Genomic DNA, 24,400 nt, shown 5'->3' on the forward strand with positions numbered 1-24,400 from the left:
ATGTCCAGCCACTTGGCCCCAGAGATTGATGTCCTGGGGCCTTTTTTGGGGCTGGCGAAGGCAGGTCAGCGAGCAGGTGCCGCAGCGCCGTCGAGGAATAGCAGCTCCAGCGTCTGCACGGATGTGGCGCTGGCTGCTCTCCCGCGTCGTTCGGCATCGACGATGCCATACACCATGCTAAGGAACATTTCGGTGAAGATCGCCGCGCTGATATCGATACGGAAAGCGCCCGCTTGCTGGCCACGCAGGAAGAAGGCATCCAGGGCGTCGGCATAGGCCCGCCACGGGCGGTTCGCCTCGCTGTCGTCGAATGAGTCCGGGCGGTACTGAAAGAGCAGAAAGATCATCATTTCGCGATGCTTGAGGTGCTCGACGATGAGGCGATGCAGGGCTGCGCTGGGGTCGCTGCCGTGCAGGTCAGCGTTGCCGATGACCTGGGAGAGGACCTGGTTGCCATAGCGCTCCAGCATGTTCACCAGGTTGTCACGGGTTCCACAGAAACGGTGCAGGGTCGCCTTGCTCACGCCCGCCGCCTCGGCCAGCTCCTTCAATGTGGCTCGGGGGTGGACGACGATCGCGTCGGCCAGCGCTTTGAGCAGGCGCTCATCGGTAGGGAGGTGCATCAGAAGATTCCACACTGCATATCGTGCAAGCATTGTGAAGGAAAACGACTCATAGGACACCCATTTGAGTAAATAATGGCTCAACCAGGGCTTGCAGGTAGTAGACGTACGGGTGCTTGCTTGCACGTGTACCGGCACCGCCTCCTTCGGTGTGCCAGAACGAGGGAGGCGGCGAAGTTCAGGGGCAGAATGAAGCACTCCTGGGTGGCGCCGGGATTAGGGAAGGCGACTGAGGACTTGGCGATTTTGGATGAGGAAATCAGGACGATAAAAGCGTCAATCATTGGTGCCACTGCTCAATGAGCGACTTGATGTCGACATGATCGAGGTCGATGGCCAGTAGTGGGTCGACCTTGTCGAACAGGGTCTGCGCAATGGCGCTGACCATTTCTTCCTTGTTGGCAAAGTAGTAGGTCACCGCGCCTGTGGTGCAGCCGATGACCCGAGCTTCAAAGCTGTCGTAGCCGTCAAGCAGTGTGGAGATATCGTCATACCACCTCGCCCTTAATGCTGGATCCCGGAAGGTGAGTTCGCCGGACGCTTACACTGGTAAATGCCCGCAGCCATGCGCGTAGAGCTACCGCAGACGTCACACGTGACATCAGTAATGGCCTCAATCTCGGCCCGCCCGGTAATTTTCACTCTTGGCTCCTAGAAAAAGGCTTCGATCCCTGTGGACGCCAGGCTGGAAATCGGCAGGCGATCCGAGCTCAACCGCGGTCGCGCATGCCGATGCGTTTAACCGAATGTGCGCGCTCCTGATCATGCGAGTGATAATAGGTGTTCTGGGTTGTACTGAGATTGCTGTGACGCAAGTCTTCCTGCAGGTCCTTAGGATTGCGCAGCGGCGCGTCAACGGTGGCGGAGGTGTGACGCAGCCAGTGCGCGGACGCACAGCGCAGACTTTTCATCTCGTGGTTCGCGCGGCCTTCGCTGCGCATCTTCTCTACGGCTTTATCAAACACGGTTTGGAGGAGGGCGCGGATCTGTCGATCAGACAAAACCGGCGCGGCCGTTGAGGGTCGTGATCAGGGGCGTAGTTTCTCCTGGATGAGGTAACTCGGGAAGTCCCAGGAATCGCCGATAACGTCTCAAATAGCGCTCTACGTAGATATCCCGCACGGCAATCTTCGCCGCCTTGTTGCCTTTACCCACGGCGAAGTACCACCAATTACCTTCATCATCTAAGCGGAAGTCACCCATGGTGGATTTCCAGTTTTTGCGACCGGCGAGATCGGAAACCCCTAGGTACATGGCGAACAGCGTGGCAACAATAAATAATGTTCGTTCATGCCGCTCCGGTTCGGCGTTCGCCATTGCTTCAACGGTATCCAGGACAAAGTCCCACCGCAGCGGCGTAAGTTGCCGCGAAGAAGTAACTTCCAGCACTTGCGTGGAGAGTCGGTTGTCTTTTTTAAAGAGCCGAAAGGGATTCGTTTGAGCGAAGCCATCTTCCACAAGAAACTCATAGAAGCGACTGCAGACCGTATACACCTGGTTCAATGTGCCATTCGCAGCATGATACTCCTGGGTGCTCGGAGTTTCTTCAGCGATCACCTTGCGGGACTTGGTATTAAACGGATGCCATTTGGGGTTGGGGATGTAGGCCTCCCGGGCATAGAGGGCGTGCTGGTTACTGACGAACCGGCTGCGGGTCACCGGACCCATCCAGTCATCTGGCGGGTTTCGACAGAAACTCAGATAGTCTTGGGCATCCTGGCGCTTGAGCTGGTTCAGTGGTTTACCCTGGATCAGCAGCGCCCACAGCAGTCTCAAAAAATAGGGTACTTTGGCTCTAGATAATTAAGCTGAGTTGCACAGATGTCGCTTTAATTCGCAGGGCATTGCCTTGGTTGTCAATTTATTCAATCAGATCAATGGGTTAAGCATGACTACTGGTGAGTCGCCTCATTTAGCGATAGCCTCAACAATGCGCATAGATAGGGTTATGAATCGAACCAAAGCCTTTGAATTTCCGGGAAACGGGGTTTGTGGGGTTTTGACCTGAGGCTGTCGCGAAATGAGGCGACTAGCCCTAAGCGTTGTTTCACAAGGGCTCTAGCCGATGCCCTGCCAATTTAAGCGACTTTTCTTGGGATAGTCGCTAGATTAAACATTATTTTTGTGGATTGTCGCCTTATTAAGCATCAACAACAACGAATACCATTTTGTCGAGGATATCTCCCATACGAAGGTAGTTCGGCTGTCATGAAATTAGTCCAAAGTTAGATCAGTAGATTTATTGGCCCTATCTCCGCCCCCGATGGGCGGTCTACCCAGTTGTGGTCGCTAACCCCGTAGGCCGTGGCATGCGCCTACCTAGACAGGCAAAGACGGCGTAGCCGGACACTCGCGCTGCGGCCAAAACAGAATTCTCCGGTCTCCGCACATAACAAACCGCAATCTCCATCCCTCCTTGCTGGGCAATCTGGCTCGGTGGAAGCCTTTTTGCGCAGAGTGTTGTGTTGGTGGCTGCATCTGTTGTACCCACCAATAAGTGATCCGTTTCGTCCAGATTTCTCTAGGCTCTGTACGAAAAGAGATGTCGCAAACACCGCATGGAGCAAGCCAGTGAGACCATGGCGGCATAACTTTTCGCGAGCTTGTCGAAGCGAGTCACGATCCGACGGTTCTCTTTCAGCCAGCCGAACATGCGCTCGATGATGTTGCGCTGTCGGTATTTGGGCCGGTCAAACAGTCTTGGTAAGCCAGGCTTGGGCTTGCGCTTCATCGAGCGCAGCGGGATGACGGGTTGCATTCGATATTGGTCGCAGTAGCGGCGTAGCGCTTCTGCGTCGTAGCCCTTGTCGGCAAGCAGCCATTTGCAGCGCTTGCGCGGGCGGCCACGTTGGCTCGATGGAATGCTGACCTCGTCCAACAGTGGTTGTGCGTAGCTGATGTCACTGGCTTGACCGCCAGAGAGGAGAAAACGCAGCGGTGTTCCGTTGGCGTCGCATAGCATGTGGATTTTGGTTGTCAGGCCACCGCGACTGCGGCCTAGAGCATGATCGGCAGGCTCGTCAGGCCCCCTTTTTTCCCGGCGCCTGATGAGGCTCGGGTTGCGCGTACTGCGGTTGAGTCGATCATCCAGGTTTGCAGATCGATCAAGCCCTGCTCATTCAATCGCAGGTGCAGACGTTTGAGCATCTGCTCTAAAGTCCCTTGGTTTCGCCAGCCCCGAAACCGTTGATACACCGTTGACCATGGGCCGAAGCGCTCTGGCATATCTCGCCATGCAGCACCTGAGCAGAGCACCCACAGCACGCCATCGAGCATCAGCCGGTCGCTCAGTCGGGGCCGGCCTCGGCCATGGGTTTCGATGAAGAGATCGGAGACCACATCCCAGGCCTCGTCCGTGAGTTCGTAGCGCCTTGCCATCACAGAATTCCTTTCCGTTAATGGCGCGTAACTCTACAAAATCTCAGCGCTAAAGGAGCGACGATTAGGTTTCTCGGGATTTCGTACAGAGCCTAGGGCTCCCCCTGGTGGCTTCGCCTTCTGCGATGCAGGGCCCTAGGGCTACTTTTCGTTTGAAACTAAGGACGAACGACCCTCTGACAAGATGAATTTAGTAAATGCATTTTGGATTGAGCATGTACCGAGATGAAGCCTTGATGAAATTCCGTCGTTCCCGTTTCAATTGGAGGCTTCTGCCTCGATTTACTCAGTGATTTGTGCGTCAACCTTGTACTTTTTAATGCTTGAGCTTTGAATTTCGGTATGGCGTTTTGGGTTGCGTTTTATACGTCTATTGTTTTGTGGGTTTTGATCAAGATTCACCTTCGCCTATCAAAAAAGTTGCATTCACAGGGTTGACACAAAGCCAAAATGGAAGTTAAAAATGAAAAAGCATTCAACTTCGCGCTCAGGTAGATGGGTATCACCTGATGGTTTAAAGCATGTCCATCGGGGCTCTACAGGTGTACTTGTCAATTTCATAATCCTTGGTTCAAAGCTATGACCGATACTTCAGAAGATTTGTGGGGGGCGTTAAATAGCTTTACGCCGCTAGAGGAGATAGGGCGGCATAAGGTCGGAAGTGAGCGCTTTACGGTAATTAGCCTCTTCATTGATGGAAAAATATCAGCCGCTGAAGGCATAAATTTACTAGGCATAGGGAAGCAGTATTTTTATAAGTTGGTAGCAAGGTCTCGAGGGGCACGAAATTACAATAAATTAGTGCCAGGTAAGCGGGGTCGTAAAAGCGGGAGCGATAAACTTGATGCTCGCGTGGAAGCAATTATTGATAAAGCTTTTGATGATTACTATTATGGTATTTCTGCTAGCTATGCGAAGGTGTGGTCGGTATGTCAGTCAGAAGCTGATGCTCAAAAAGTTGTGCGTCCCTCTTACTATACGGTCAGGCGAAGGATTAAATCTAAGCCTCCAAGATTATTGTACGAAAGGAAATACGGAAAAGACGCAGCGGAACAAAGATACGGAGCGAGGCCTGGACATAAGAAAACCGACCGCCCACTCCAATGGGTTCAATTCGATCACACCGTCATGGACATATTGTTGGTCGACGAAAATGACCGCCAAGTCATTATTGGCAGGCCTTGGATCAGTTTGGCAATTTGTATCCATACAAGGGTGGTTCTTGGGTTCTATTTGTCTTTATTGCCACCGAGCGCTGTAAGCGTGGCAATGTTAATCGAAAATTGCGTGCTGCCAAAGAATAAGATCTTATTAGCTTTAGGGATGGAGGAAAACCTTTGGCCAGTTCACGGCTTGATGGAAACTATCCATACTGATAATGCTAAGGAATTCATATCTGATGTGCTGGTACTAAACTGCAAGCACTATGGAATTGACGTAAGGCATCGCAATGTAGGAAAAAAACATCAAGGAGGACATATCGAGAGTTTGATTGGGAAGTTCATGACAACCAAAGTGCATTTTTTGCCAGGAACAACGGGTTCAAACGTAATCGACCGGAAGTCATATAGCAGTGAAAAACGCGCATCAATGACGTTTAGTGCGCTACGCAAGTTCATGATTTATCAAGTGTGCGCATGTCATGAGACCAAGCATTCTGGCATCGGGAAAAGCCCTATTGAAGCTTGGAATGATTATTATCGAGATGGGGTGGAACCAAAAAGCATTCCAGAAAAAGACCATGATGGTTTTCGCTTTAGCTTTTATCCAGAGTTTGCCGCAAAACAAGTAGTTCCGCAAGGGATAGAGTTATTCCGACGGTTTTATTATGCTCCTGCACTAAAAAATCATATTAGAGAGAAGGTGCTGGTTAAGTATGACCCTTACAACCTTGATGTAATAAGGGTTAAAGTGAATACAGAATGGTTCGTGGTTCCTTGTGTACGAAACTCTTCTGGCAGACATTCGCATTATGAATATTATCGGCATCAGAGGCGCATTAAGTCCATACCAAATGGCACTATGACTAGGCGTGGCAGTGAGGCAGTATATAGTGCAAATCAACTCGTGGTAAATGAAGTAAAAGCTACGACTAAGGCTAGGCGTCTGAAGAAGGAAAAAGGTCTAGAGCAGCATAATGCTTACTCCATCATTTTAGAAGGCGCGAGCAAAAAAAATAATGAAAGCGCTGAAAATTATTCGAACGTTGCCCATGTAAGTGCTAGCCAGGTTGGAGGGCGTAGAGGGCTGATTGACCATTCGATGCCTGGGATAGTCTCGAACCTGCGCTCAAACAATAGTGTAGATTACGAAGATGAGCCGACTTTGTATTGATCGTTCATTAATGAACGATTAAGTATTTTGATTTTTGCCTTAATCCAATTGTTTTTGCGAGACTATTATGTCCGATTTTTCCCACGTGCATCCCGATAGCCATAGCTATTTTTCGTTAACGGATCATGAGCGAACATTGGTGTGCTGTCAGGATATTTGGGTGCCTCATCCCTCAGTTGAAAACCTAATTGCACGTATGCATGTGATGATGCAGATGACAAATAAAATCAATGCCCCCAGTATGCTAGTAATAGGGCCTGGTGGCTCAGGTAAAACTAGCATGATTGAGGAATTGAAGAAGCGACATCGTGTTTGGGCGGAGAAAATGGTATTTGTAACAATGCATCAAAGCCCTAATGGCTATTCATTGAAGGAGTTGATACTGCAAGAAATTGGAGTAGGTGTGTCGCGTCGTGCGCGTCTGAATGAAAATATCTCGCCGGAATTGCAATACTTGATTAAAAGTCAAAATATTCGGGCCATCGTTATCGATGAGATTCATGATGCATTGACATTAACAGACTTCCAGCAGCGAATTAACTTGTCATTGTTGAAGAATTTAGCTGGCTCTAACTATGGTCTCTGTGTCTTTGCATTCGGTATCCCAGATGCCGCGCGGGTATTGAGGCGTGACGCTCAGTTGGCCCGCCGGTATGCTGTGAGGTCCCTAAAACAATGGGGGAATGATAGTGAGTTCAGAAGCTTTGTAGCATCGTACATTTTTCGCCTCCCTTTACGGAAGCCGACAAACTTCAAAGACCAGAAGTTGTTTCTAAAGATAATGGAGACGGGCCAGGGGCTGACCGATAACATTGTGAAAATTTTACAGGCGGCAGCCATGGCCGCAATCACTGATGGCTCTGAACATATTGCTCACAAGCATCTTGACAATATTGAGTATATTATGGATGACCTATGTATTGCGCTGCGCGACGTCGACCAGCTTGAGCGTGAGGGCGGTTTCGCATGAATAGTAGCTCCCGTATTTCCAAGGCAATTAAAGTTCTCCAAGGACAATGCAAGATTGAATATTCGTTCCCTGAATTGACGAATACCATAGCAGAGCTAATACGAAATACAAACATCACTGCTAAGGGTGTAGTCGTTCACCTAGAGGGCGAACCTGGTTGTGGCTTGTCCGCCAGTCTTGAACATGTGGTAAATAAATTTGGTGTAGAGGCAACTAAGGTCAATTATAATTTTAGCTTCGGCAAGCTATCTTTATTGGATAATTTCGCTATTTCTTTGGCAATAAGATCCCCCTACGAGCACCTGAAAAAAGCTCCCTTATATATGGATCAGTACATAAATGAGGTAGGGTTAAAGCTAGTAGTAATTGATGACTTGGAGCGCTTCGAAATCACACATGATAACTCATTGGCTGAATGCTTGGTCGCTATATCGGAAGTCGGAAATGGTCTAGTTGTTCTATATACAACGCACTATCGGCCGCTGGCAAGAAAGATAGAAAAAATTATGAAAGGAAGGGTGAATTTATTTAGAGTTAGAATGTCGCTCGAGTCATCTGATCTTTCCAATGTCGCATTTAAGTTTTTAATCGCTGCGAATGGTGAAACTAGACAAAGTATTAAGTTTTCTGAATGTGCACTTGAACACATCGAGCAGCAAGCATGCCGGCTCGATGAGTTTGTAAAGACCTTAGAGGTGGCTTACGCATATGCGACTTTAAGAAATGATAGCCTACTCAAATTTTCAGGTGCTGAAGAAGAGCTTTCAATTCAAGGAAGTCAGTATGTTGAAGTCCGGGCTATGCTCGAATGCTAAAATGATAGCCGGTGAATCTCTTTCATCTTGGAGTTATCGGCTATGTCAAATCCCAGAAGTGCAGCAGTATATACTGCACAATGCTGGGGGTTATGGACGTGGTCCACGATTATTTTTGTCACTTTTCGAATTTGAAAAGCGTGAAGCTCACTGCGACTTAGATTTTATAAGCCCGGACCATAAATGGAAGGTTCTGCCATTGATTATGGGGTCAGATTTAGAAAGATTCGTCAAGCCTGTTAATGTCGCGCCGATGATACCTTGGGGATTTCGGCGATCTTATTGCGAAGATTGCATGCGTGAAAATCTTCGATCTAATTGTTCTTTGATGCTCAAGATTGCCTGGCGATACGTATCAAAACCATTTTGTGAATTGCATGATGTGTTGCTTAAGGATGTCCCGCGACAGATAGGTGCCGCGTTGGATGCGCCTCGGGCCATATTTAAATGGAATCATAGTATTGAGAGTAAGAATCTCGGACATGCAGAATATGTTAACAACTGGGCCGATTTGCTTAAAACCGCATGTCGTGTTCAGAAGAAACTCGTAAAATTACGTAATCTTCAGCAGGATCGTTGCATTTATCTCTTTGATAACACAATAATGAGCCTTATGCGGGCTCTTCTTACACCAGGCATGGATTTGTATCGTCATTCCGGTAGTAACAGACTGCTAGATATTGTGTCCAGTGAAGGTGAGACGCTATACCTTAGCTGCTACTTGCAGCCGTTTAGGGCTTCTGCAGCTTGTCGCGCGCGCGCGCTTTTTTTTATTGGAATATTGCTAGGGTGGGTTAGTCAAAAGGAGGCCTTTAAGTCACTTCGTGGCGATCCTTGGGAATCAGATACGCCGGAAAAAATATGGGGGAGCGTGTATAAATTTGATAAAGAGCTTTATTATTGGCTTAGAAATAGCTTGATCAGATTCCAGACAAGCGCCCTAAGTATTTGCACTCCACAGTTCGCATAAGTATTTCATGTACACTTATATAGTTCCGATTTACGTTACCCTGGGTTTTTACGTCAAGGTGTCGGGTCAGTTCAAGAGGCAACATCCGTTTTTATGTTATGTAGTTGACGCGCGCAGCTGCAAAATAGTAGGCCATGCTTTTTCGGTCGGTAAGCCCACGATCAATCTCTATGGTAGAGCAATGCTGGGCGTGCGCGCGGAACAGTTGACTCATTCCTCTGACTCCGCTCACACCTCTCATTCGTGTGAATTGTTGCGAATTCGCGGTCCTAGTTTTGTTGGTTCTCTAGCTGACGTTTTTTGTGATGTTGATAAGCCAGTGATGATATCAAAGATACGTAGATCGCGGAATTTGACATTGATTTCTGAGACGATGTTGGCATCTTTGTTGATGCACCATATTTACGAAGCCTTTTCCGATATTTTCATGGCACAAGCAGCAACGATGTCTATTGAGGTCGCTACTCTAAATGCTTTATTAAACCAAGCACTTAGTCGCTGCAATCGATCATTAGATGATTTCCCGCACTGGATCACATTGAGGTAGCGGGTAAGTTTTGCCAAACTACTATTCCAAGCTAATGGAATAGTAGTGTGGTGGGAGAATTGATGTCCTAATTTCCGCCAGCAAAAGCTGTGCAAAAAGAAGGTGCGCTCTCATACTTAGTCTCCATCCTATAAGCTCAATTCTAAGTTGGTCCGTACTCAAACGAACTACCACTATATTTTAAGTCTGAACGGGAGAGCCGGCGCTGCTCGAGGCTAGATTAGGAGTGGCGCAGAGATAGATTCCAAGGCTGATCGTGGTTTCAAATGTGGATTTGCTTTGCGAGACACTGTGCCGCCTAAGGTGGCATTGAAGGCCAAGGTCGAGAGCTCTAGGTGCATGTGGGATTCGTGTTTTTTTGTTACGATCACCGCCACCGAAATGATTTTCTTCACTTGGCAAAAAAAACTTCATTTTTGAGGTTTTCCTACACTTTTTCTTCATTCGCGTGAACCAACGCGACGTATTCCAAGCCACGTTCCAGTGGCTTCGACACTGTCCCTGCGGTTCAACGCTTTTACAGTAGGCTGTCCATGAACGATCAAAAAAGCCCCCCTAGTGTCCATTCGAAAGCAGTCGTTTTCCACTCCTGCTACGACACTGTGCTCAGAAAGGTGGACGCACGATACGATATACGCGGTTACGTTTTGGCTCAGATGGTCAAGCTTTGCCTCCAGAGCCGCGGTACGCTCCCGCTCGCGTACCGCAGCTTTTATGCGCAGTACGCTCAAGCCGAGGCGATTGCGTTCTTGGAAGCGTGTGTTACCCACTTGTTATTCGGCCCGGCTGGTCGCCTTTCACCACAGGAGTATCACTACCAGAGAGATGCATACCAAAACCCGGGCTAGCCCGTAGCCCGATCAGCAGCATTCTGATGCTCACGTGTAAACGCCGTACTCAAGACGGTAGAGGAAGGCCCATACCTCCATATAGCTTTCATGACTCCAAAGCAAGGTGCATGGGGTGTGGTTGCCAAGACCAAGCGCAGGGCTGATCATCCAACGCTGTGCCAGTTCTCCTTTGCCGAGCACCTCCATTGCTTTTCGAAAAATTTGCGCCTTCCTTGTTAAAAAAGCCCCATGAGCAGAGGTCCAGCAGCTGATTGAGGGCTGGTCGCTAATTCCGTGGATCGTGATACTGTTCATGACAAGTGTTCCAAAGGCAAATGTCGAGAGACTTTGATGACACTATGACCTCAGGCGGGGGTTGCACGCCACCGATCTTGTAGGTAAGCGCAGCGACTGCGGACTGCTATGTCAACATACCCTGAGTTTATCGAGTTGCGGGGGAGTGTCGCCTGAGGCCAGTCGGTCATGCCGCTAAACCCGCCCCTGAAAGCCCCGTCTAAATGGCGTCCATAGAGCGCAGCCGCCACGCCTGCCCACGCCTGCAGTGTGGGGAACGGGCTGAACATCGCTGGCTTCAACACGGGGACCGCACCAGATTCGTGGGTTGGTGGTATGACTTCAAGCTCCATCGGCGGCGCACAGTCCTGCATCGCCTCTTCCGAGCTATCATTGCACTTATCGCGGCGAAGATAGCGGTCGCTGCGGCATACAGCCTGGTGTGGGTAGGGCCAGCATGGCGCGTCCGGTGAAGCGTGCTAACAGTCTGCGCCTCATCGACGACACGCGGCTCGGCGTGTCCCTGGATGAAACCTGCGAGCAGGCCAGCGTCGAGGCGCTGTGGCAGGTGTTCGCCGTGCCCGGCCAGGCCCTGCCGGAGTTCGCCGCGCTGGCACTGGATGTCGAGGATTGCCTGCCGGCCGCGCTGCTGCGGGAAAGCCCTTTCCTTCAGCATGAGGTGTTCAACCGCTATCACTCGGAAACCGAGCTGATGCGCTACCTGCGCCGCCTGGCCGACAAGGACCTGGCCCTGGACCGCACCATGATCCCGCTGGGCTCCTGCACCATGAAGCTCAACGCCGCCAGCGAGATGATCCCGGTCACCTGGCCGGAATTCGGCGCCCTGCACCCGTTCGCCCCGGCGGAACAGGCGAGGGGTTACCGGCAACTGACTGACGAGCTGGAAGCCATGCTCTGTGCCGCCACCGGTTACGACGCCGTGTCGCTGCAGCCCAACGCCGGCTCCCAGGGCGAGTACGCCGGCCTGCTGGCGATCCGTGCCTATCACGCCAGCCGAGGCGAGGGCGGGCGCGATGTATGCCTGATCCCGTCGTCGGCCCACGGCACCAACCCGGCCACGGGGCAGATGGCCGGGCTGCGGGTGGTGGTCGTCGCCTGCGATGCCCGCGGCAACGTCGATGTCGCCGACCTGCAGGCCAAGGCCGAACAGCATCGTGAACGCCTGGCCGCGTTGATGATCACCTATCCCTCGACCCACGGTGTGTTCGAAGACGGTATCACGCGGATCTGCGAGATCGTCCATGAACATGGCGGTCAGGTGTACATCGACGGCGCCAACATGAATGCCATGGTCGGCCTATGTGCGCCAGGTAAGTTCGGTGGCGATGTTTCCCACCTGAACCTGCACAAGACGTTCTGCATTCCCCATGGTGGTGGCGGCCCGGGCGTCGGGCCGATCGGGGTCAAGGCGCACCTGGCGCCTTTCCTGCCGGGTGCTGGCAAGACCGGGGCAGTGAGTGCGGCGCCGTTTGGTAGCGCGAGCATTCTGCCGATCACCTGGATGTACATCCGCATGATGGGCGGAGCGGGCCTCAAACGCGCCTCGCAGGTGGCGATCCTCAGCGCCAACTACGTGGCCCGGCGCCTGGAGGAGCATTACCCGGTGCTCTACACGGGCGAGAACGGCCTGGTGGCCCATGAGTGCATCCTCGATCTGCGTCCGCTCAAGGAGAGCAGCGGAATCGGTGTCGAGGACGTGGCCAAGCGCCTGATCGACTATGGCTTCCATGCGCCGACCATGTCATTCCCGGTGGCCGGGACTTTGATGGTAGAGCCGACCGAGAGTGAGTCAAAGGAAGAGCTGGACCGCTTCTGCGAGGCCATGATCGCAATCCGCGAGGAAATCTGTGCGGTGGAGACCGGTGGGCTCGACAAGCAGGACAACCCGTTGCGCAACGCCCCGCATACAGCGGCTGAGCTGACTGGTGAATGGACGCATACCTATAGTCGCGAGCTGGCGGTGTACCCATTGTCGAGCCTGCGCGAGAGCAAGTACTGGCCGCCGGTGGGGCGCGTGGACAACGTCTACGGCGACCGCAATCTGGCGTGTGCCTGTCCGCCGGTGTCGAACTATCAGGATGCCTGAGTGATCTTTCGCCCCCTGTCGCTGACTTGCCAGCGATAGGGGGGCGAAAACCTGGCTATAAAACCCGAACAACAAGGAATTTCCCATGTTCCACAAAAGCCTCACCCTGTCTGATTTCGACCCTGCACTGTTTGACGCCATCCGTCGCGAGACGCAGCGCCAGAAAGACCATATCGAGCTGATCGCCTCGGAAAACTACACCAGCCCCCAAGTGATGCAGGCCCAGGGGACCGAACTGACCAACAAGTACGCCGAAGGCTACCCGGGCAAGCGTTACTATGGAGGCTGCGAGCACGTCGATGTGATCGAGCAACTGGCCATCGACCGTGCCAAGCAATTGTTCGGCGCCGGCTACGCCAACGTTCAGCCACACTCCGGCTCTCAGGCCAATGCCGCCGTGTACCTGGCCTTGCTGCAACCTGGCGACACTATCCTCGGCATGAGCCTGGCCCACGGCGGTCACCTGACCCACGGCGCCAAGGTCTCGTCCTCCGGCAAGCTTTACAACGCCGTGCAATACGGCATCGACGCCAATGGCCTGATCGACTACGACGAAGTCGAGCGCCTGGCTGTCGAGCACCAGCCAAAGATGATCGTCGCCGGCTTCTCCGCTTATTCGCGAACACTGGACTTCCCACGTTTTCGCCAGATCGCCGACAAGGTCGGCGGCTGGCTATTCGTCGACATGGCCCATGTCGCCGGCTTGGTCGCCGCAGGCCTGTATCCAAACCCGCTGCCATACGCCGACGTGGTCACCACCACCACCCACAAGACCCTGCGCGGCCCCCGTGGCGGCCTGATCCTGACCAAGGGCGAGCCAGAGCTGGAGAAGAAGCTCAACTCGGCGGTATTCCCCGGCGGCCAGGGCGGCCCGCTGATGCATGTGATCGCGGCCAAGCAGTGTGCTTCAAGGAAGCCCTCGACCCCAGCTTCAAGGACTATCAGGCCCAGGTGATCATGAACGCCCAGGCCATGGCACAGATCTTCATCCAGCGTGGCTATGACGTGGACTCCGGTGGCACCAACAACCACTTGTTCCTGGTCAGCCTGATCCGTCAGGGCATCACCGGCAAGGACGCCGATGCTGCCCTCAGCCGTGCCCATATCACCGTGAACAAAAATGCGGTACCCAACGACCCGCAGTCACCGTTCGTGACCTCGGGCCTGCGTATTGGCACCCCGGCGGTCACCACCCGCGGCTTCCGGGAGGCGGAATGCCGTGCACTGGCGACGTGGGTGTGCGACATCCTCGACCACCTCGGCAATGCCCAGATCGAGGCCCACGTGGCGAAGCAAGTCGCGGGGCTGTGCGCGATGTTCCCGGTCTACCCAGCCTGATCCATCGAGACGGCCAGCAGCACGCTGGCCGTCGTCTCTACCGAATGCCTGGAGTCACCCCATGTCCACTGAAACACTACAAAAGACACCGTTGCACGCTCTGCACCTGGAATTGGGTGCGCGCATGGTGCCGTTTGCCGGCTACGCGATGCCGGTCCAGTATCCGCTGGGCGTACTCAAGGAACACCTGCACACCCGCGAGCAGGCCGGCCTGTTCGACGTCTCCCATATGGGCCAGATCTGCCTGCGCGGCGTGGATGCCGGCAAGGCGCTGGAGCGCCTGGTGCCGGTGGATATCGTCGACCTGCCGGTGGGTATGCAGCGTTACGCGCTGTTCACCAGCGCCGACGGGGGCATCCTCGACGACCTGATGGTCGCGCGGCTGGCGGATGACGAGCTGTTCCTGGTGGTCAACGCCGCCTGCAAGGAACAGGACTTGCGTCATCTGCAGCAGCACCTGGAAGGCCTTTGCGAAGTGGAATCGCTGTTCGACAGCCGAGCCTTGCTCGCCCTGCAGGGGCCGGCGGCGGCGCGGGTGCTGGCGCGCCTGGCGCCGGAAGTGACCGGCATGACCTTCATGCAGTTCGCGCCGCTACGCCTGCTGGGTGTCGATTGCTATGTCAGCCGCTCGGGGTATACCGGCGAGGACGGCTATGAAATCTCGGTGCCGGTCGAGGCGGCGCTGATGCTGGCCCGCTCGCTGCTGGCCGAGCCCGAGGTGGCGGCCATCGGCCTCGGTGCGCGCGACTCGCTGCGCCTGGAGGCGGGGCTGTGCCTGTATGGCCACGATATGGAAACCCGCACCACGCCGATCGAGGCCAGCCTAGCTTGGGCGATTTCCAAGGTACGACGTGCCGATGGCGAACGTGCCGGCGGCTTCCCCGGTGCCGAGCAGATCTTCGCCCAGCAGCGCGATGGCGTGGCCAGCAAGCGCGTCGGCCTGCTGCCGAAGGAGCGGGTGCCGGTGCGCGAGGGCACGCTGACCGTCAATGCCCGCGAGGAGGTGATCGGCCGCGTTACCAGCGGCGGTTTTGGCCCGAGCCTGGGCGGGCCACTGGCCATGGGTTACGTGCAGAGCGAGCAGGCGGCGCTGGACAGCGAAGTCTTCGCCCAGGTGCGCGGCAAGCTGGTGCCGATGCAGGTAGTGCGGACGCCGTTCGTTGCGCAGCGTTACTACCGTGGCTGAGGTCATGGCTGTGCAGACAGGGGTGAAGCTGCGTGGCGCCGACAAGGTGGCGCGGATTCCGGTGAAGATCCTGCCCACCGAGGATGTGCCACGCAAACCGGACTGGATCCGCGTGGAGATCGCCGCCTCGCCCGAGGTGGCACGAATCAAGGCGTTGCTGCGTAAGCACAAGCTGCACAGCGTCTGCGAGGAAGCCTCGTGTCCAAACCTGGGGGAGTGTTTCTCCGGGGGCACGGCGACCTTCATGATCATGGGCGATATCTGTACGCGGCGCTGTCCGTTCTGCGATGTCGGGCACGGTCGGCCCAGGCCGCTGGATGTGGACGAGCCGCGTAACCTGGCCACCGCGATTGCCGATTTGCGCCTGAAATACGTGGTGATTACGTCGGTGGACCGCGACGACCTGCGCGATGGCGGTGCGGGGCATTTTGCCGAATGCATTCGCCAGATTCGTGCGAAGTGCCCTGGGATCCAGCTGGAGACGCTAGTGCCGGATTATCGTGGGCGAATGGAGGCGGCGTTGGCAATCACCGCCGAAGCGCCGCCGGATGTGTTCAACCACAACCTGGAGACGGTACCTCGCTTGTACAAAGCAGCGCGGCCGGGGTCGGACTTCGAGTGGTCTCTGGATTTGCTGGAGCGGTTCAAGCAGTTGGTCCCGGAGGTGCCGACCAAATCAGGCCTGATGCTCGGGCTAGGGGAGACGGACGAGGAGGTGATTAAGGTGATGACGCGGATGCGTGAGCACGGGGTGGATATGCTGACGCTGGGGCAGTATCTGCAGCCGTCGCGCAGTCACTTGCCAGTGCAGCGATTCGTGCATCCCGACGTGTTTGCCTGGTTTGCCGAGGAGGGGGCGAGGATGGGCTTCAGGCATGTAGCTTCTGGTCCGTTGGTGCGATCTTCCTACCATGCAGATCAACAACTCGGGAATGTTCACCCAGTTCGCTAAAGGCCCGCTGGAACCCTTTCGCTGTAAGGGTTCCAGCGCAGCTGCCAATGCGTTCGGTGAGAGTTGTGGAACCACCGGATAGCAAGCGTGCACGGCGCTAGTACAGGTGTCCGGCTGACTTAGCAAGGAACACGCTCGTAGCCGCGAGTACTTGGTCTGGGTACTCCCTATGCGGCAGGTGCCCACAGTTTTCCAGCATGTGCAAAGTAGGCGCTCGGCTTATCCCAGCACACAAACGCTCGGGATGATGCCGAGTCCCATACTCGTCGCGGTCTCCATGTAGAACCAGCGCTGAGCACTGTACCTGGGCCAGTTGCCTATCAAGGTTCCACTGCCGAAATTCCTCCGAGAGCCAAGTATCGACCCAACTGCGCAAAACCCACTCAGCTTTCTTTCCATGGTACTGCTGAAGTCGTTCCATCTGGCCAGGCAGGGCAAACCGCCGCGCTGCGGAACGGATACCGTCAAGGATCGCGTTGTCGACTGCAGCTTGGGCGGACTCGGTAATCAGTCCGTGGCATGCTTGCGGATGGGCGGCCGCGCAGCCAACCGCCATGCCGCCGCCTACGCTATGGCCGAAAACCACGAATTGGCTTAGTTGGAAGTATTCACGCACTGCTTGAAAATCACCGTGAGCTTCATCCTCGATGAAGCTCGGTGTCAGATTGACCAAGCAAGCGCTAGAGCGCCCAAAACCAAGCCGGTCGTAGGCGATCACCTCGCGCCCACAAGACTGGGCCAACCGCAGCGGAAAATCGCGCCACAGTTCCACACACCCTAGTGAATCGTGCAGAAGCACGATTGGAACCCCGCGTGATTTCCGCGGACTCCAACACTCTGCATACAAATGACCTCGTGGCGTCTCGATCCTGTGTGACTGCTTGGCAATGTCGGTCATACCCGTGCTCCGTTCAAAAGGTAAATCACTTGGTCAGGCCGACTCCGGCGACAGAGAAGATGAGCGGGTTTTCGCTCCTTTGTACAGGTCGTAAACAGTTGCGACGAAAAATATGGCCAAGGAGGGCAGTAACCAAGCAAGGCTGGCGTTAGCCAAGGGGAGTTGACTGACCCAGAGCAGAACACTCGGTGGCAGTAAACCCGCTGCCATGCATGCGTCGATAAGGCCGAAACCCAGTGCGCAAGCGGTTACCGGTATCAATACCCGCGCAGGGCTGTTGAGGCGAGAGCTAATCAGGCTGAGCAGAATGATTGCGATGCAAGGCAGGTAGATTGCGGTCAGCACCGGTACAGACACCGCGATCAGTTGGGTAAGTCCCACGTTGGAGACAGCGAAGGAAAATCCAGCGAGCAGCGCTGCCAGTGTGCGGTAACCGAGCGGCAAGAATTTGCTGAATGCTTCTGCGCATGCGCAGGTCAGTCCAATCGCCGTTACCAGGCAGGCGATGGTGATCAGGAATGCCAGGAGCCAGTAGCCGACTGCGCCGTAGGTATGCAGTACATAGGCATTGAGCACCTGAGCACCATTGTCGGCATGATCGACGAGCCCGCCTGCATGAGCCCCCAGTTCGAAAAGGCTGGCGTAGACCAGGCTTAGACCCACACCGGCAATCAACGCTGCGATGACGCTGTATTTGAACAGCTGCCGCGGCGCATGGATGCCGCGATGTTTCAAGGCGTTCACTACCACTGCACCGAATACCAGTGAGGCCAATGTATCCATGGTCAGGTAGCCTTCCGTAAGCCCTTTACTGAAGGCCTGGGTATCGAACGGTGGCTCAGCAGGACCTTGTGGACCCGCAGTCCAGATGAATGCTCCAACACCGAGGATCGCCAAAGCAGCTACCTTGATCGGCGCAAGGCAGCGGCCCACCGAGTCCAACAGCCGGCCGGGATACAGGGATACCGCCAGGACCAAGGCAAAATAGAGGGCGCTGTAAGCGAACAAGTGCGCAGGGCTGTTGCCGAGCCACGGTGCTACACCAACCTCGAATGACACGGTAGCGGTGCGCGGAGTAGCAAACAGGGGGCCAATACACAGAAAACAAACGATTGCCAATGTGCGCGCAGCCAGTTTCCCCAGTGGCGCGCACAGCTTGTCCATGGAGCCTTCAAATCGAGCCAGAACGACAATCGCGAGTACCGGCATGCCTACGGCAGTGATGAAATAGCCTGCGGCGGCGGTCCATACCTGGTCACCCGCGCTCAGGCCGATCATAGGCGGAAAGATGATGTTACCGGCGCCGACAAAAAGCGCAAAGGTCATGAAACCGAGAGCTAGCAAGTCTCGCTTGGAAAGATTAACCATTGGGATTTTCTTCAGAAAGGTGAACGTTCAGCTCGGCAAGGCCGTTCGCAGAGCAGCAGTGACAACGATGGCGAATACCACCACCGGGAAGAAGGAGTAACGGGTGGCCGCAACTAGGGTGAGGCCCAAGGCAATCAGGTCAGACGGCTGTCCACTGACGAATTTTGGCGCGATCACTGCAATCAGCACACAACCGGGGGCTGCCTCGAGCACCTGGGTGAGCTGTGGGCCGATGACCCGTTTACGCAACAGCAGAAAACCCATGATGCGAGTCAGGTAAGTGACGACGGCCATCCCAAGGATGGTGACCAAGGTGGTGATATCCATCATGGTTTGGCCCACAGGTAGGCGCTGACCAGTCCTGCAACGGTGCCAGCCAGCACATACCAGCCACCGGGGATCAACAGATAAAAGAGTGCTGCAGTGATTAGACTGAAGAGCCAGGGCAGGGCGGCATGCACACCTTTCCACATGCCCTTGAGCAGTACCAGAAAGACTGCCGCGAAGGCCATGTCGAAGCCGTAGCCATGCAGGTCGCCCAGCAGCGGCCCTACCAATGCGCCGAGGGTGGTAAAGCAGACCCAAGTGCCCCAGAGGCACAACGAAACGCCCATGTAATAGCGCAAGCTGAAGCCTGCGCGTCGGCGCGCATCGGCCAGGCCCATGGCCCAGCTCTCATCGCACATGAAGAACAACGCGCCGAGCGCCTGCCTCAGCGGCAAATCCCGCAGGTAGGGTGCCAAAGTCGCGCCCATCAGCAGGTGTCGGCTATTGACCAGCAAGGTCATGGCTACGATCACCAGGATTGCCGGAGGTGATGTCCAGAGCTCGATAGCGGCGAATTCCGAGCCGCCGCCAAAGTTCAAGCCGGTCATCAGCGCGACCTCGCCTGCAGCAAGACTGCGTTGCGATGCCTGGGCGCCGAGCACCAAGGCAAAGGGAATGAAGCCCAGCAGAACGGGTACGGCAGCTATTGCTCCGCGGCGCAAATCGTCGTTGGGTGTTGTGGCTGGGGGATCACTCAGAGCAGGTTCAATGACATTCATACGCACCTCCGTTGGAGGCAAATTATTTCAATTTGTCGCTGAAATTTGCTTGCGTAATTGCATGATCAGCATGAGCATTTAGCATCCAGTTTCAGAATTTTCCTATAGCGAGAATCCAATGCCAATCAAGCTAGATGCTATCGATCGCCGCATCTTGAGCGCCCTGCAGAGAGATGGTCGCCTGCAAAATCAGGAGCTTGCCAAGCAGGTCGGGCTTTCCCCATCGCCATGCCTGCGTAGGGTCCGCCTGCTGGAGGAATCTGGCGTGATTGAACGCTACGTGGCGCTGGTGGACCCGGCGAAAGTGGCGCTAGGGCTGACTTTGTTCGTCCGGGTTTGGCTCAAGCGCCAGGACCAGGCCACCACCGATGAGTTCATCAACGCCGTCCGCCAGTTACCGCAAGTGGTGGAGTGCCACGTGATGGCAGGCGATTGTGATCTCATGCTTAGAGTAGTGGCAGCAGACCTGGAGGCTTATCGACGCTTCCAGATCGCTCATTTGACAAGCCTGGACGTGGTGCAAAATGTCAAAACCGAGGTTCCAATGGAAAAGATCAAGCTCACTACCGAACTGCCGGTGTAAGTTGTGGCCTCGATTTTATTGCGGGCGTTTTGAGCCGATGCCGACAAGGTCCGCGAGCCACCGAAGCCGGCAGCCCGCGTTATTTGATAACGCGTTGGAAAGTAATTAACGCATAAGCCAGCCACCTGCCACATCCAGCACCTGGCCAGTGATAAATGCGCTATCTGGCGCACTCAGATAGCACGCCGCGTCGGCGACCTCACACGGCTGCCCCAGCCTGAGCAACGGCGTATCGGCGATCACTGCTTCATTGGCTGCGGAGGCAACCGTCTTCAACAGAGGGGTTTCGATGCGCCCAGGTGCCAGAGCATTGGCCGTGATGCCATAGGCACCGAGTTCTCCGGCCAGGTGTCGGGTAAAGCCAATGATGGCCGCCTTGGTAGCGCTGTAGTGTGCTGCGACCAAAGGTAGGTACGCACTGCCTGCCACCGAGGACATGTTGATGATGCGGCCGAAGCGTTGCTCGACCATCGAGGGCGAAAGCAAACGTGACAGGTTGAACGCGCCGTTCAGATTTACCGCAACCACCTGCTGCCATTCCGTTGGGCTCATCTGCCAGATCGGGGCAGGCTTGCCCTCATGCTTTGGGGAAATTCCCGCATTGTTGATGAGCGTATCCACGCGACCGATTTCCTCAGCCAGCAGCGCACAGGCATGCTGGCATTGTTCAAAGTCGCCAACATCTGCAGCTTGCCAGGCAACGTGGAAGCCCTGGGCGCGCAGTGCTTCACCTTGTGCTTGCACGGCTTGCGGGTTGAGGTCGAGTAGCGCAACGCGGGCACCTTCTTCGCAATAGCGTTGTGCGATAGCCGCGCCGATACCGCTTGCCGCGCCTGAAACCAGAACATTTCTACCGCTGTGACGTCCTGCAATCATGGGTTTATCTCCAACATTATCTTGCCGATGTGACGACTGGTCTCCATCAGCGCATGAGCTTGTGCGGCCTGATACAGAGGGAAAGTAGAGTGAATAACCGGCAGGCAGAGACCGGAATCGAGCAGAGGCCAGACGTGGACCTGCAAAGCGTCGGCGATCGCCTCCTTCTCTGCTTTGGGTCGGGCGCGAAGTGTCGAGCCGGTAAACGTCAGGCGCTTGAGCATGATCGGCATGACGTTCAGGTCCACCTGGCTGCCTTCGAGGAAGGCGATTTGCACAAGCCGGCCTTCCACGGCCAGCGCATCGATATTTCGTTGCAGGTAGCTACCCCCGACCATATCGAGGATCAGGTTGACCCCCTTGCCTGCGGTTTCGGCGTCGATCACCTCGACGAAGTCTTCTTCGTGGTAGTTGATGACCCTGCTGGCGCCTGCGCTACGACAGGCCTGTAACCAACGGGAACCCGCAGGCAATGCGCGGCCGGTGCACAACAGTACTCGGCATAACCGCCCCCCGGCGTGAGTGCACAGACGTGCGTGCCAACCTGCACGTTCTGTACGCCAGCGCCGACAGCCACGACTTCACCGGAGACTTCCAGGCCCAGGTAAGGTGAAGCATCAACAGGGGGCGGATAGCTGCCGGAGCGTTGCAAAATGTCCGGGCGATTCACGCCGGCATACGCAACCCGGATCAGCACTTCGTCAGCGGCCGGGGTCGGGATGTCAGCCTCGGTCAGATGCAGGCAAGCAGCACTGCCTCCTGGGCGGTGTTCAATCAACAGCATCTTCTGCTCCATAGTCTGCCGCTCCTTCATAGCCCCAGGTACGCCCGCTTGACATGGGGATTCTCCAGCAGTTCTTGCCCTGTGCCTGTCAGGGTGATGCTGCCGTTCTCCAGCACGTAGCCGCGATGAGCGACACGCAGGGTATGGACGATGTTCTGCTCGACGATCAGTACCGTGGTACCCAGCGCGAGGATCTTGTCGATGATGCCGAACACTTGGGAAACCAGCAGCGGCGACAATCCCAGAGACGGCTCGTCGAAAATCAGCAATTTGGGATCAGACATCAGCCCGCGTGCGATGGCGACCATCTGTTGCTCACCACCCGATAGTGAACCGGCATGTTGCTCCAATCGCTCACGTACCCGCGGGAACAGCTCCAGCACTTGTTCCAGGCGTTGCTTGACCGCAGGCCGAGCGGCCTTTTTATAGGCTCCCATCAGCAGGTTGTCGCGTACGCTGATGAACGGGAACAACTGGCGCCCTTCGGGAATCAGCGTGACGCCGGCAGCGACAATCTCGTCAGGGGCACACCCGTCGAGGCGGCGGCCTTCGAATTCGACCGTGCCGAGAGAGGGGCGGATCAGGCCGCAGAGGCTGCGAAGTGTTGTGGTCTTGCCGGCTCCATTCGCGCCTACCAAGGTCACCACTTCACCCGCCTTGACCTCGAGAGAGACGCCTCGCAGGACCTCCGTATTGCCATAGCCAGCATGGATGTTTTCAAGCCGCAGCATGGTCGTACTCCTTGCCCAGATAAGCTTCGATGACTTGCGGATTGGTCACCACAGCTTGTGGTTCGCCATCCATCAGTACCGCGCCGGTACTGATCACCACGATGCGGTCGGACAAGGTCATGGTTGCCTGCATGATGTGCTCGATCATCAGCACACTGACCCCCGTGTCACGCACACGGCGGATGATCTCGATGGCCTTGCCGACATCGGTGGGGTTCAGGCCCGCCATGACTTCATCCAGCAGTAGGACGCGCGGGCGCGTGGCCAACGCACGGGCCATTTCCAGGCGTTTCATGCCACCGACCGTGAGGTTGCGTGCGCGGGTGTCGAGCAGTGGGCCAAGGTCGGTGAGGGCGGCAACCTTGGTGGCGATCTGCCGGGCTTCGACGGGGTCGCGGGTGTGCATGAATGCGCCGAGCATGATGTTCTCGCACACGCTCAGGTCAGCGAACGGCTGCACGATCTGGAACGTACGGCCAATGCCGGCCACGGCGAACTGCGCAGGGCTGGACGGCGTTACCCACTGACCGGCTGCCGTGCGTACCTTCACCTGGCCCGAGGAGGGCTGGATAAATCCCGAGAGTTGGTTGAACACGGTGGTCTTGCCGGCACCGTTGGGGCCGATCACACCCACGATCTCACCCTCGTTGAGGGTCAGCGACACGTCGTTGGTCGCGTGCAACCCGCCGAAAAACTTGTGCAGGTTTTCCGCGACCAGAATCGGTTGGCCCGTATGCTTCGACGGCTGGGATACCGGGCTTGCTGCGGCTGGCGGCACGGTGTTGGGCTTGCCGCCAGGTAGCCGGTCCACCCACGCACTGACCCTCTGCCCGAAGCGCCCTACCAGGCCTTGTGGAATTGTCAGGACAAAGGCTACCAGCACCAGTCCATAGACAAGCCCGTGTACGCCGCTGCCGGCGTCGCCTAGCCAGCCACGTGCAAGCTCTGCCAGCGGCAACACGATCAGGGTACCGATCAGAGGCCCCGACAAGGTCCCAAGGCCTCCAATCAGGGCGAACATGGCGATCTGGATGGACAGCTCCAGCGAGAACATGGCACCAGGCTCGATGAAGGTCAGGTACATGGCGTGGAAGCTTCCGATCAGGCTGGTCAGCGCCGCGGACAACGCCACGGCGATCAGTTTGACCTTGACTGCGTTGACGCCCACGGCCTGGGCTGCGTCCTCGCGCTCGCGTACAGCGATCAGGTAATAGCCCAGGCGCGAATGCTTGATTTTCCACGAAACCAGCAAGGTGATTGCAAGGAAACCGAATGCGATCAACAGGTAAGGCCAACGTGCGCGGAACAGCATCCACTCCGCCCCCAGCTTCAGAGGCACGGCCAGGCCCGCAGCGCCGCCGGTGAGGTCATGCTGATTGATGACCAGCAGGCGCACTACCTCCAGTACAGCAATGGTCGCTAAGGCGAAGAAAGGCCCACGCAGTCGGAAGCAGGGCCAGCTGATAACTACGGCCAGCACGGTGGACACGACCGCGCCCACAAGCATGCCGAGCCACGGGCTCATGCCGAGGTGCAGCAGCAGGAGGGTGCTGACGTAGGCGCCGGTGCCATAGAACACCGCATGGCCCAGGGACAGCTGGCCTGCGAAGCCGCCGACGATGTTCCAGGCACTGGCCAGTGCTGCATAGCTGCAGATCAGGATGAACAGGTGGAAGACAAAGTTCGAGCCCGCCGAGAACGGGATGATCAGCAACAGCGACAGCGCTGCAAAGCTGAGGTAGATGCGCGGATGAAGAAAGTTCATCGGTT

The 24,400-nt window shown here is 55.7% G+C and carries 20 protein-coding genes and 3 pseudogenes; 9 read left to right on the top strand and 14 right to left on the bottom strand.

Annotated features, from left to right (window positions below; genetic code table 11):
* Positions 1-65: 65 nt before the first annotated feature.
* The 5 genes from B3361_RS09900 to B3361_RS09920 form a co-directional block, all read right to left on the bottom strand.
* A complete protein-coding gene (locus tag B3361_RS09900; RefSeq protein ID WP_054905255.1) occupies positions 66-623 on the bottom strand; it encodes a TetR/AcrR family transcriptional regulator in 558 nt (185 codons plus the stop codon).
* Between the two features lie 280 nt (positions 624-903).
* Positions 904-1,041, bottom strand: a complete 138-nt coding sequence (locus B3361_RS09905; RefSeq protein ID WP_225624677.1) for a hypothetical protein — start codon at positions 1,039-1,041, stop codon at positions 904-906.
* Between the two features lie 292 nt (positions 1,042-1,333).
* Positions 1,334-1,624, bottom strand: coding sequence for a hypothetical protein (locus B3361_RS09910; protein WP_178126176.1), 291 nt, complete (start codon positions 1,622-1,624; stop codon positions 1,334-1,336).
* Positions 1,617-2,399: a hypothetical protein gene (locus B3361_RS09915; RefSeq protein ID WP_054905253.1), complete on the bottom strand. Its 783-nt coding sequence runs from the start codon at positions 2,397-2,399 to the stop codon at positions 1,617-1,619. The genes B3361_RS09910 and B3361_RS09915 overlap by 8 nt, the downstream gene beginning before the upstream one ends.
* A 745-nt stretch (positions 2,400-3,144) precedes the next feature.
* Positions 3,145-4,001, bottom strand: a protein-coding gene (locus tag B3361_RS09920; RefSeq protein WP_104148369.1) for an IS5 family transposase whose coding sequence is annotated in 2 segments (ribosomal slippage) — positions 3,145-3,657 and positions 3,660-4,001 — 855 coding nt in all. Because the reading frame shifts where the segments join, the coding sequence is not laid out codon by codon here.
* A 579-nt stretch (positions 4,002-4,580) separates the two neighbouring features.
* On the opposite strand from B3361_RS09920, the gene B3361_RS09925 reads away from it, so the two are divergent.
* The 4 genes from B3361_RS09925 to B3361_RS09940 all read left to right on the top strand — a co-directional run bounded on the left by B3361_RS09925 (position 4,581) and on the right by B3361_RS09940 (position 9,090).
* Positions 4,581-6,335 carry a transposase family protein gene (locus B3361_RS09925; protein WP_286920194.1) on the top strand — a complete coding sequence of 585 codons (1,755 nt, stop codon included), beginning with the start codon at positions 4,581-4,583 and terminating at the stop codon, positions 6,333-6,335.
* A gap of 67 nt (positions 6,336-6,402) precedes the next feature.
* On the top strand, positions 6,403-7,305 hold the full coding sequence (locus tag B3361_RS09930; RefSeq protein WP_232251875.1) for a TniB family NTP-binding protein: 903 nt from the start codon (positions 6,403-6,405) through the stop codon (positions 7,303-7,305).
* Positions 7,302-8,120: a hypothetical protein gene (locus B3361_RS09935; protein ID WP_143524265.1), complete on the top strand. Its 819-nt coding sequence runs from the start codon at positions 7,302-7,304 to the stop codon at positions 8,118-8,120. Before B3361_RS09930 ends, B3361_RS09935 begins: the two co-directional genes overlap by 4 nt.
* Positions 8,089-9,090 (top strand): hypothetical protein, encoded by a 1,002-nt coding sequence (locus B3361_RS09940; RefSeq protein WP_143524266.1) that lies wholly within the window; start codon positions 8,089-8,091, stop codon positions 9,088-9,090. Before B3361_RS09935 ends, B3361_RS09940 begins: the two co-directional genes overlap by 32 nt.
* Positions 9,091-10,515: 1,425 nt before the next feature.
* Here B3361_RS09940 and B3361_RS09950 read toward each other — a convergent pair.
* Positions 10,516-10,782 carry an antitoxin Xre/MbcA/ParS toxin-binding domain-containing protein gene (locus tag B3361_RS09950; RefSeq protein ID WP_009684887.1) on the bottom strand — a complete coding sequence of 89 codons (267 nt, stop codon included), beginning with the start codon at positions 10,780-10,782 and terminating at the stop codon, positions 10,516-10,518.
* A gap of 463 nt (positions 10,783-11,245) precedes the next feature.
* Between B3361_RS09950 and gcvP the strand changes: the two are divergent.
* The 4 genes and pseudogenes from gcvP to lipA form a co-directional block, all read left to right on the top strand.
* Positions 11,246-12,868, top strand: a pseudogene (gene gcvP / locus B3361_RS09955) (aminomethyl-transferring glycine dehydrogenase); the annotation flags it as partial.
* 85 nt (positions 12,869-12,953) lie between these two features.
* Positions 12,954-14,206: pseudogene (gene glyA / locus B3361_RS09960) on the top strand (serine hydroxymethyltransferase).
* Positions 14,207-14,267: 61 nt separating this feature from the next.
* Positions 14,268-15,392: a glycine cleavage system aminomethyltransferase GcvT gene (gene gcvT, locus B3361_RS09965; RefSeq protein WP_009684891.1), complete on the top strand. Its 1,125-nt coding sequence runs from the start codon at positions 14,268-14,270 to the stop codon at positions 15,390-15,392.
* 4 nt (positions 15,393-15,396) lie between these two features.
* Entirely contained in the window at positions 15,397-16,344 is a 948-nt protein-coding gene (gene lipA / locus B3361_RS09970) for a lipoyl synthase (protein WP_099815951.1), read from the top strand.
* Between the two features lie 97 nt (positions 16,345-16,441).
* On the opposite strand, the gene B3361_RS09975 is transcribed toward lipA, so the two are convergent.
* From B3361_RS09975 to B3361_RS09990, 4 genes are read right to left on the bottom strand one after another with little or no spacing between them, the layout of a single operon-like run.
* Positions 16,442-17,242, bottom strand: coding sequence for an alpha/beta fold hydrolase (locus B3361_RS09975; RefSeq protein WP_009684893.1), 801 nt, complete (start codon positions 17,240-17,242; stop codon positions 16,442-16,444).
* 33 nt (positions 17,243-17,275) lie between these two features.
* Positions 17,276-18,610: a branched-chain amino acid transport system II carrier protein gene (gene brnQ, locus B3361_RS09980; RefSeq protein WP_016486888.1), complete on the bottom strand. Its 1,335-nt coding sequence runs from the start codon at positions 18,608-18,610 to the stop codon at positions 17,276-17,278.
* A gap of 27 nt (positions 18,611-18,637) precedes the next feature.
* A complete protein-coding gene (locus tag B3361_RS09985; protein WP_033690795.1) occupies positions 18,638-18,940 on the bottom strand; it encodes an AzlD family protein in 303 nt (100 codons plus the stop codon).
* Positions 18,937-19,656, bottom strand: coding sequence for an AzlC family ABC transporter permease (locus tag B3361_RS09990; RefSeq protein ID WP_009684896.1), 720 nt, complete (start codon positions 19,654-19,656; stop codon positions 18,937-18,939). The genes B3361_RS09985 and B3361_RS09990 overlap by 4 nt, the downstream gene beginning before the upstream one ends.
* A 118-nt stretch (positions 19,657-19,774) precedes the next feature.
* On the opposite strand from B3361_RS09990, the gene B3361_RS09995 reads away from it, so the two are divergent.
* Positions 19,775-20,239: an Lrp/AsnC family transcriptional regulator gene (locus tag B3361_RS09995; protein ID WP_009684897.1), complete on the top strand. Its 465-nt coding sequence runs from the start codon at positions 19,775-19,777 to the stop codon at positions 20,237-20,239.
* A gap of 105 nt (positions 20,240-20,344) precedes the next feature.
* Here the strand turns inward: B3361_RS09995 and B3361_RS10000 are convergent, their stop codons facing one another.
* The 4 genes and pseudogenes from B3361_RS10000 to B3361_RS10020 all read right to left on the bottom strand — a co-directional run bounded on the left by B3361_RS10000 (position 20,345) and on the right by B3361_RS10020 (position 24,395).
* Positions 20,345-21,115: an SDR family oxidoreductase gene (locus B3361_RS10000; RefSeq protein ID WP_009684898.1), complete on the bottom strand. Its 771-nt coding sequence runs from the start codon at positions 21,113-21,115 to the stop codon at positions 20,345-20,347.
* Positions 21,112-21,929 (bottom strand): annotated as a pseudogene (locus tag B3361_RS24085) (NAD(P)H-quinone oxidoreductase). Before B3361_RS24085 ends, B3361_RS10000 begins: the two are co-directional and overlap by 4 nt.
* Positions 21,926-22,630 (bottom strand): ABC transporter ATP-binding protein, encoded by a 705-nt coding sequence (locus tag B3361_RS10015; RefSeq protein WP_009684901.1) that lies wholly within the window; start codon positions 22,628-22,630, stop codon positions 21,926-21,928. Before B3361_RS10015 ends, B3361_RS24085 begins: the two are co-directional and overlap by 4 nt.
* Positions 22,617-24,395, bottom strand: a complete 1,779-nt coding sequence (locus B3361_RS10020) for an ABC transporter permease subunit (RefSeq protein WP_286920195.1) — start codon at positions 24,393-24,395, stop codon at positions 22,617-22,619. Before B3361_RS10020 ends, B3361_RS10015 begins: the two co-directional genes overlap by 14 nt.
* Positions 24,396-24,400: the final 5 nt, after the last annotated feature.

The organism is Pseudomonas sp. UBA6699 (assembly GCF_002454615.1).
Lineage (GTDB): Bacteria > Pseudomonadota > Gammaproteobacteria > Pseudomonadales > Pseudomonadaceae > Aquipseudomonas > Aquipseudomonas juntendi.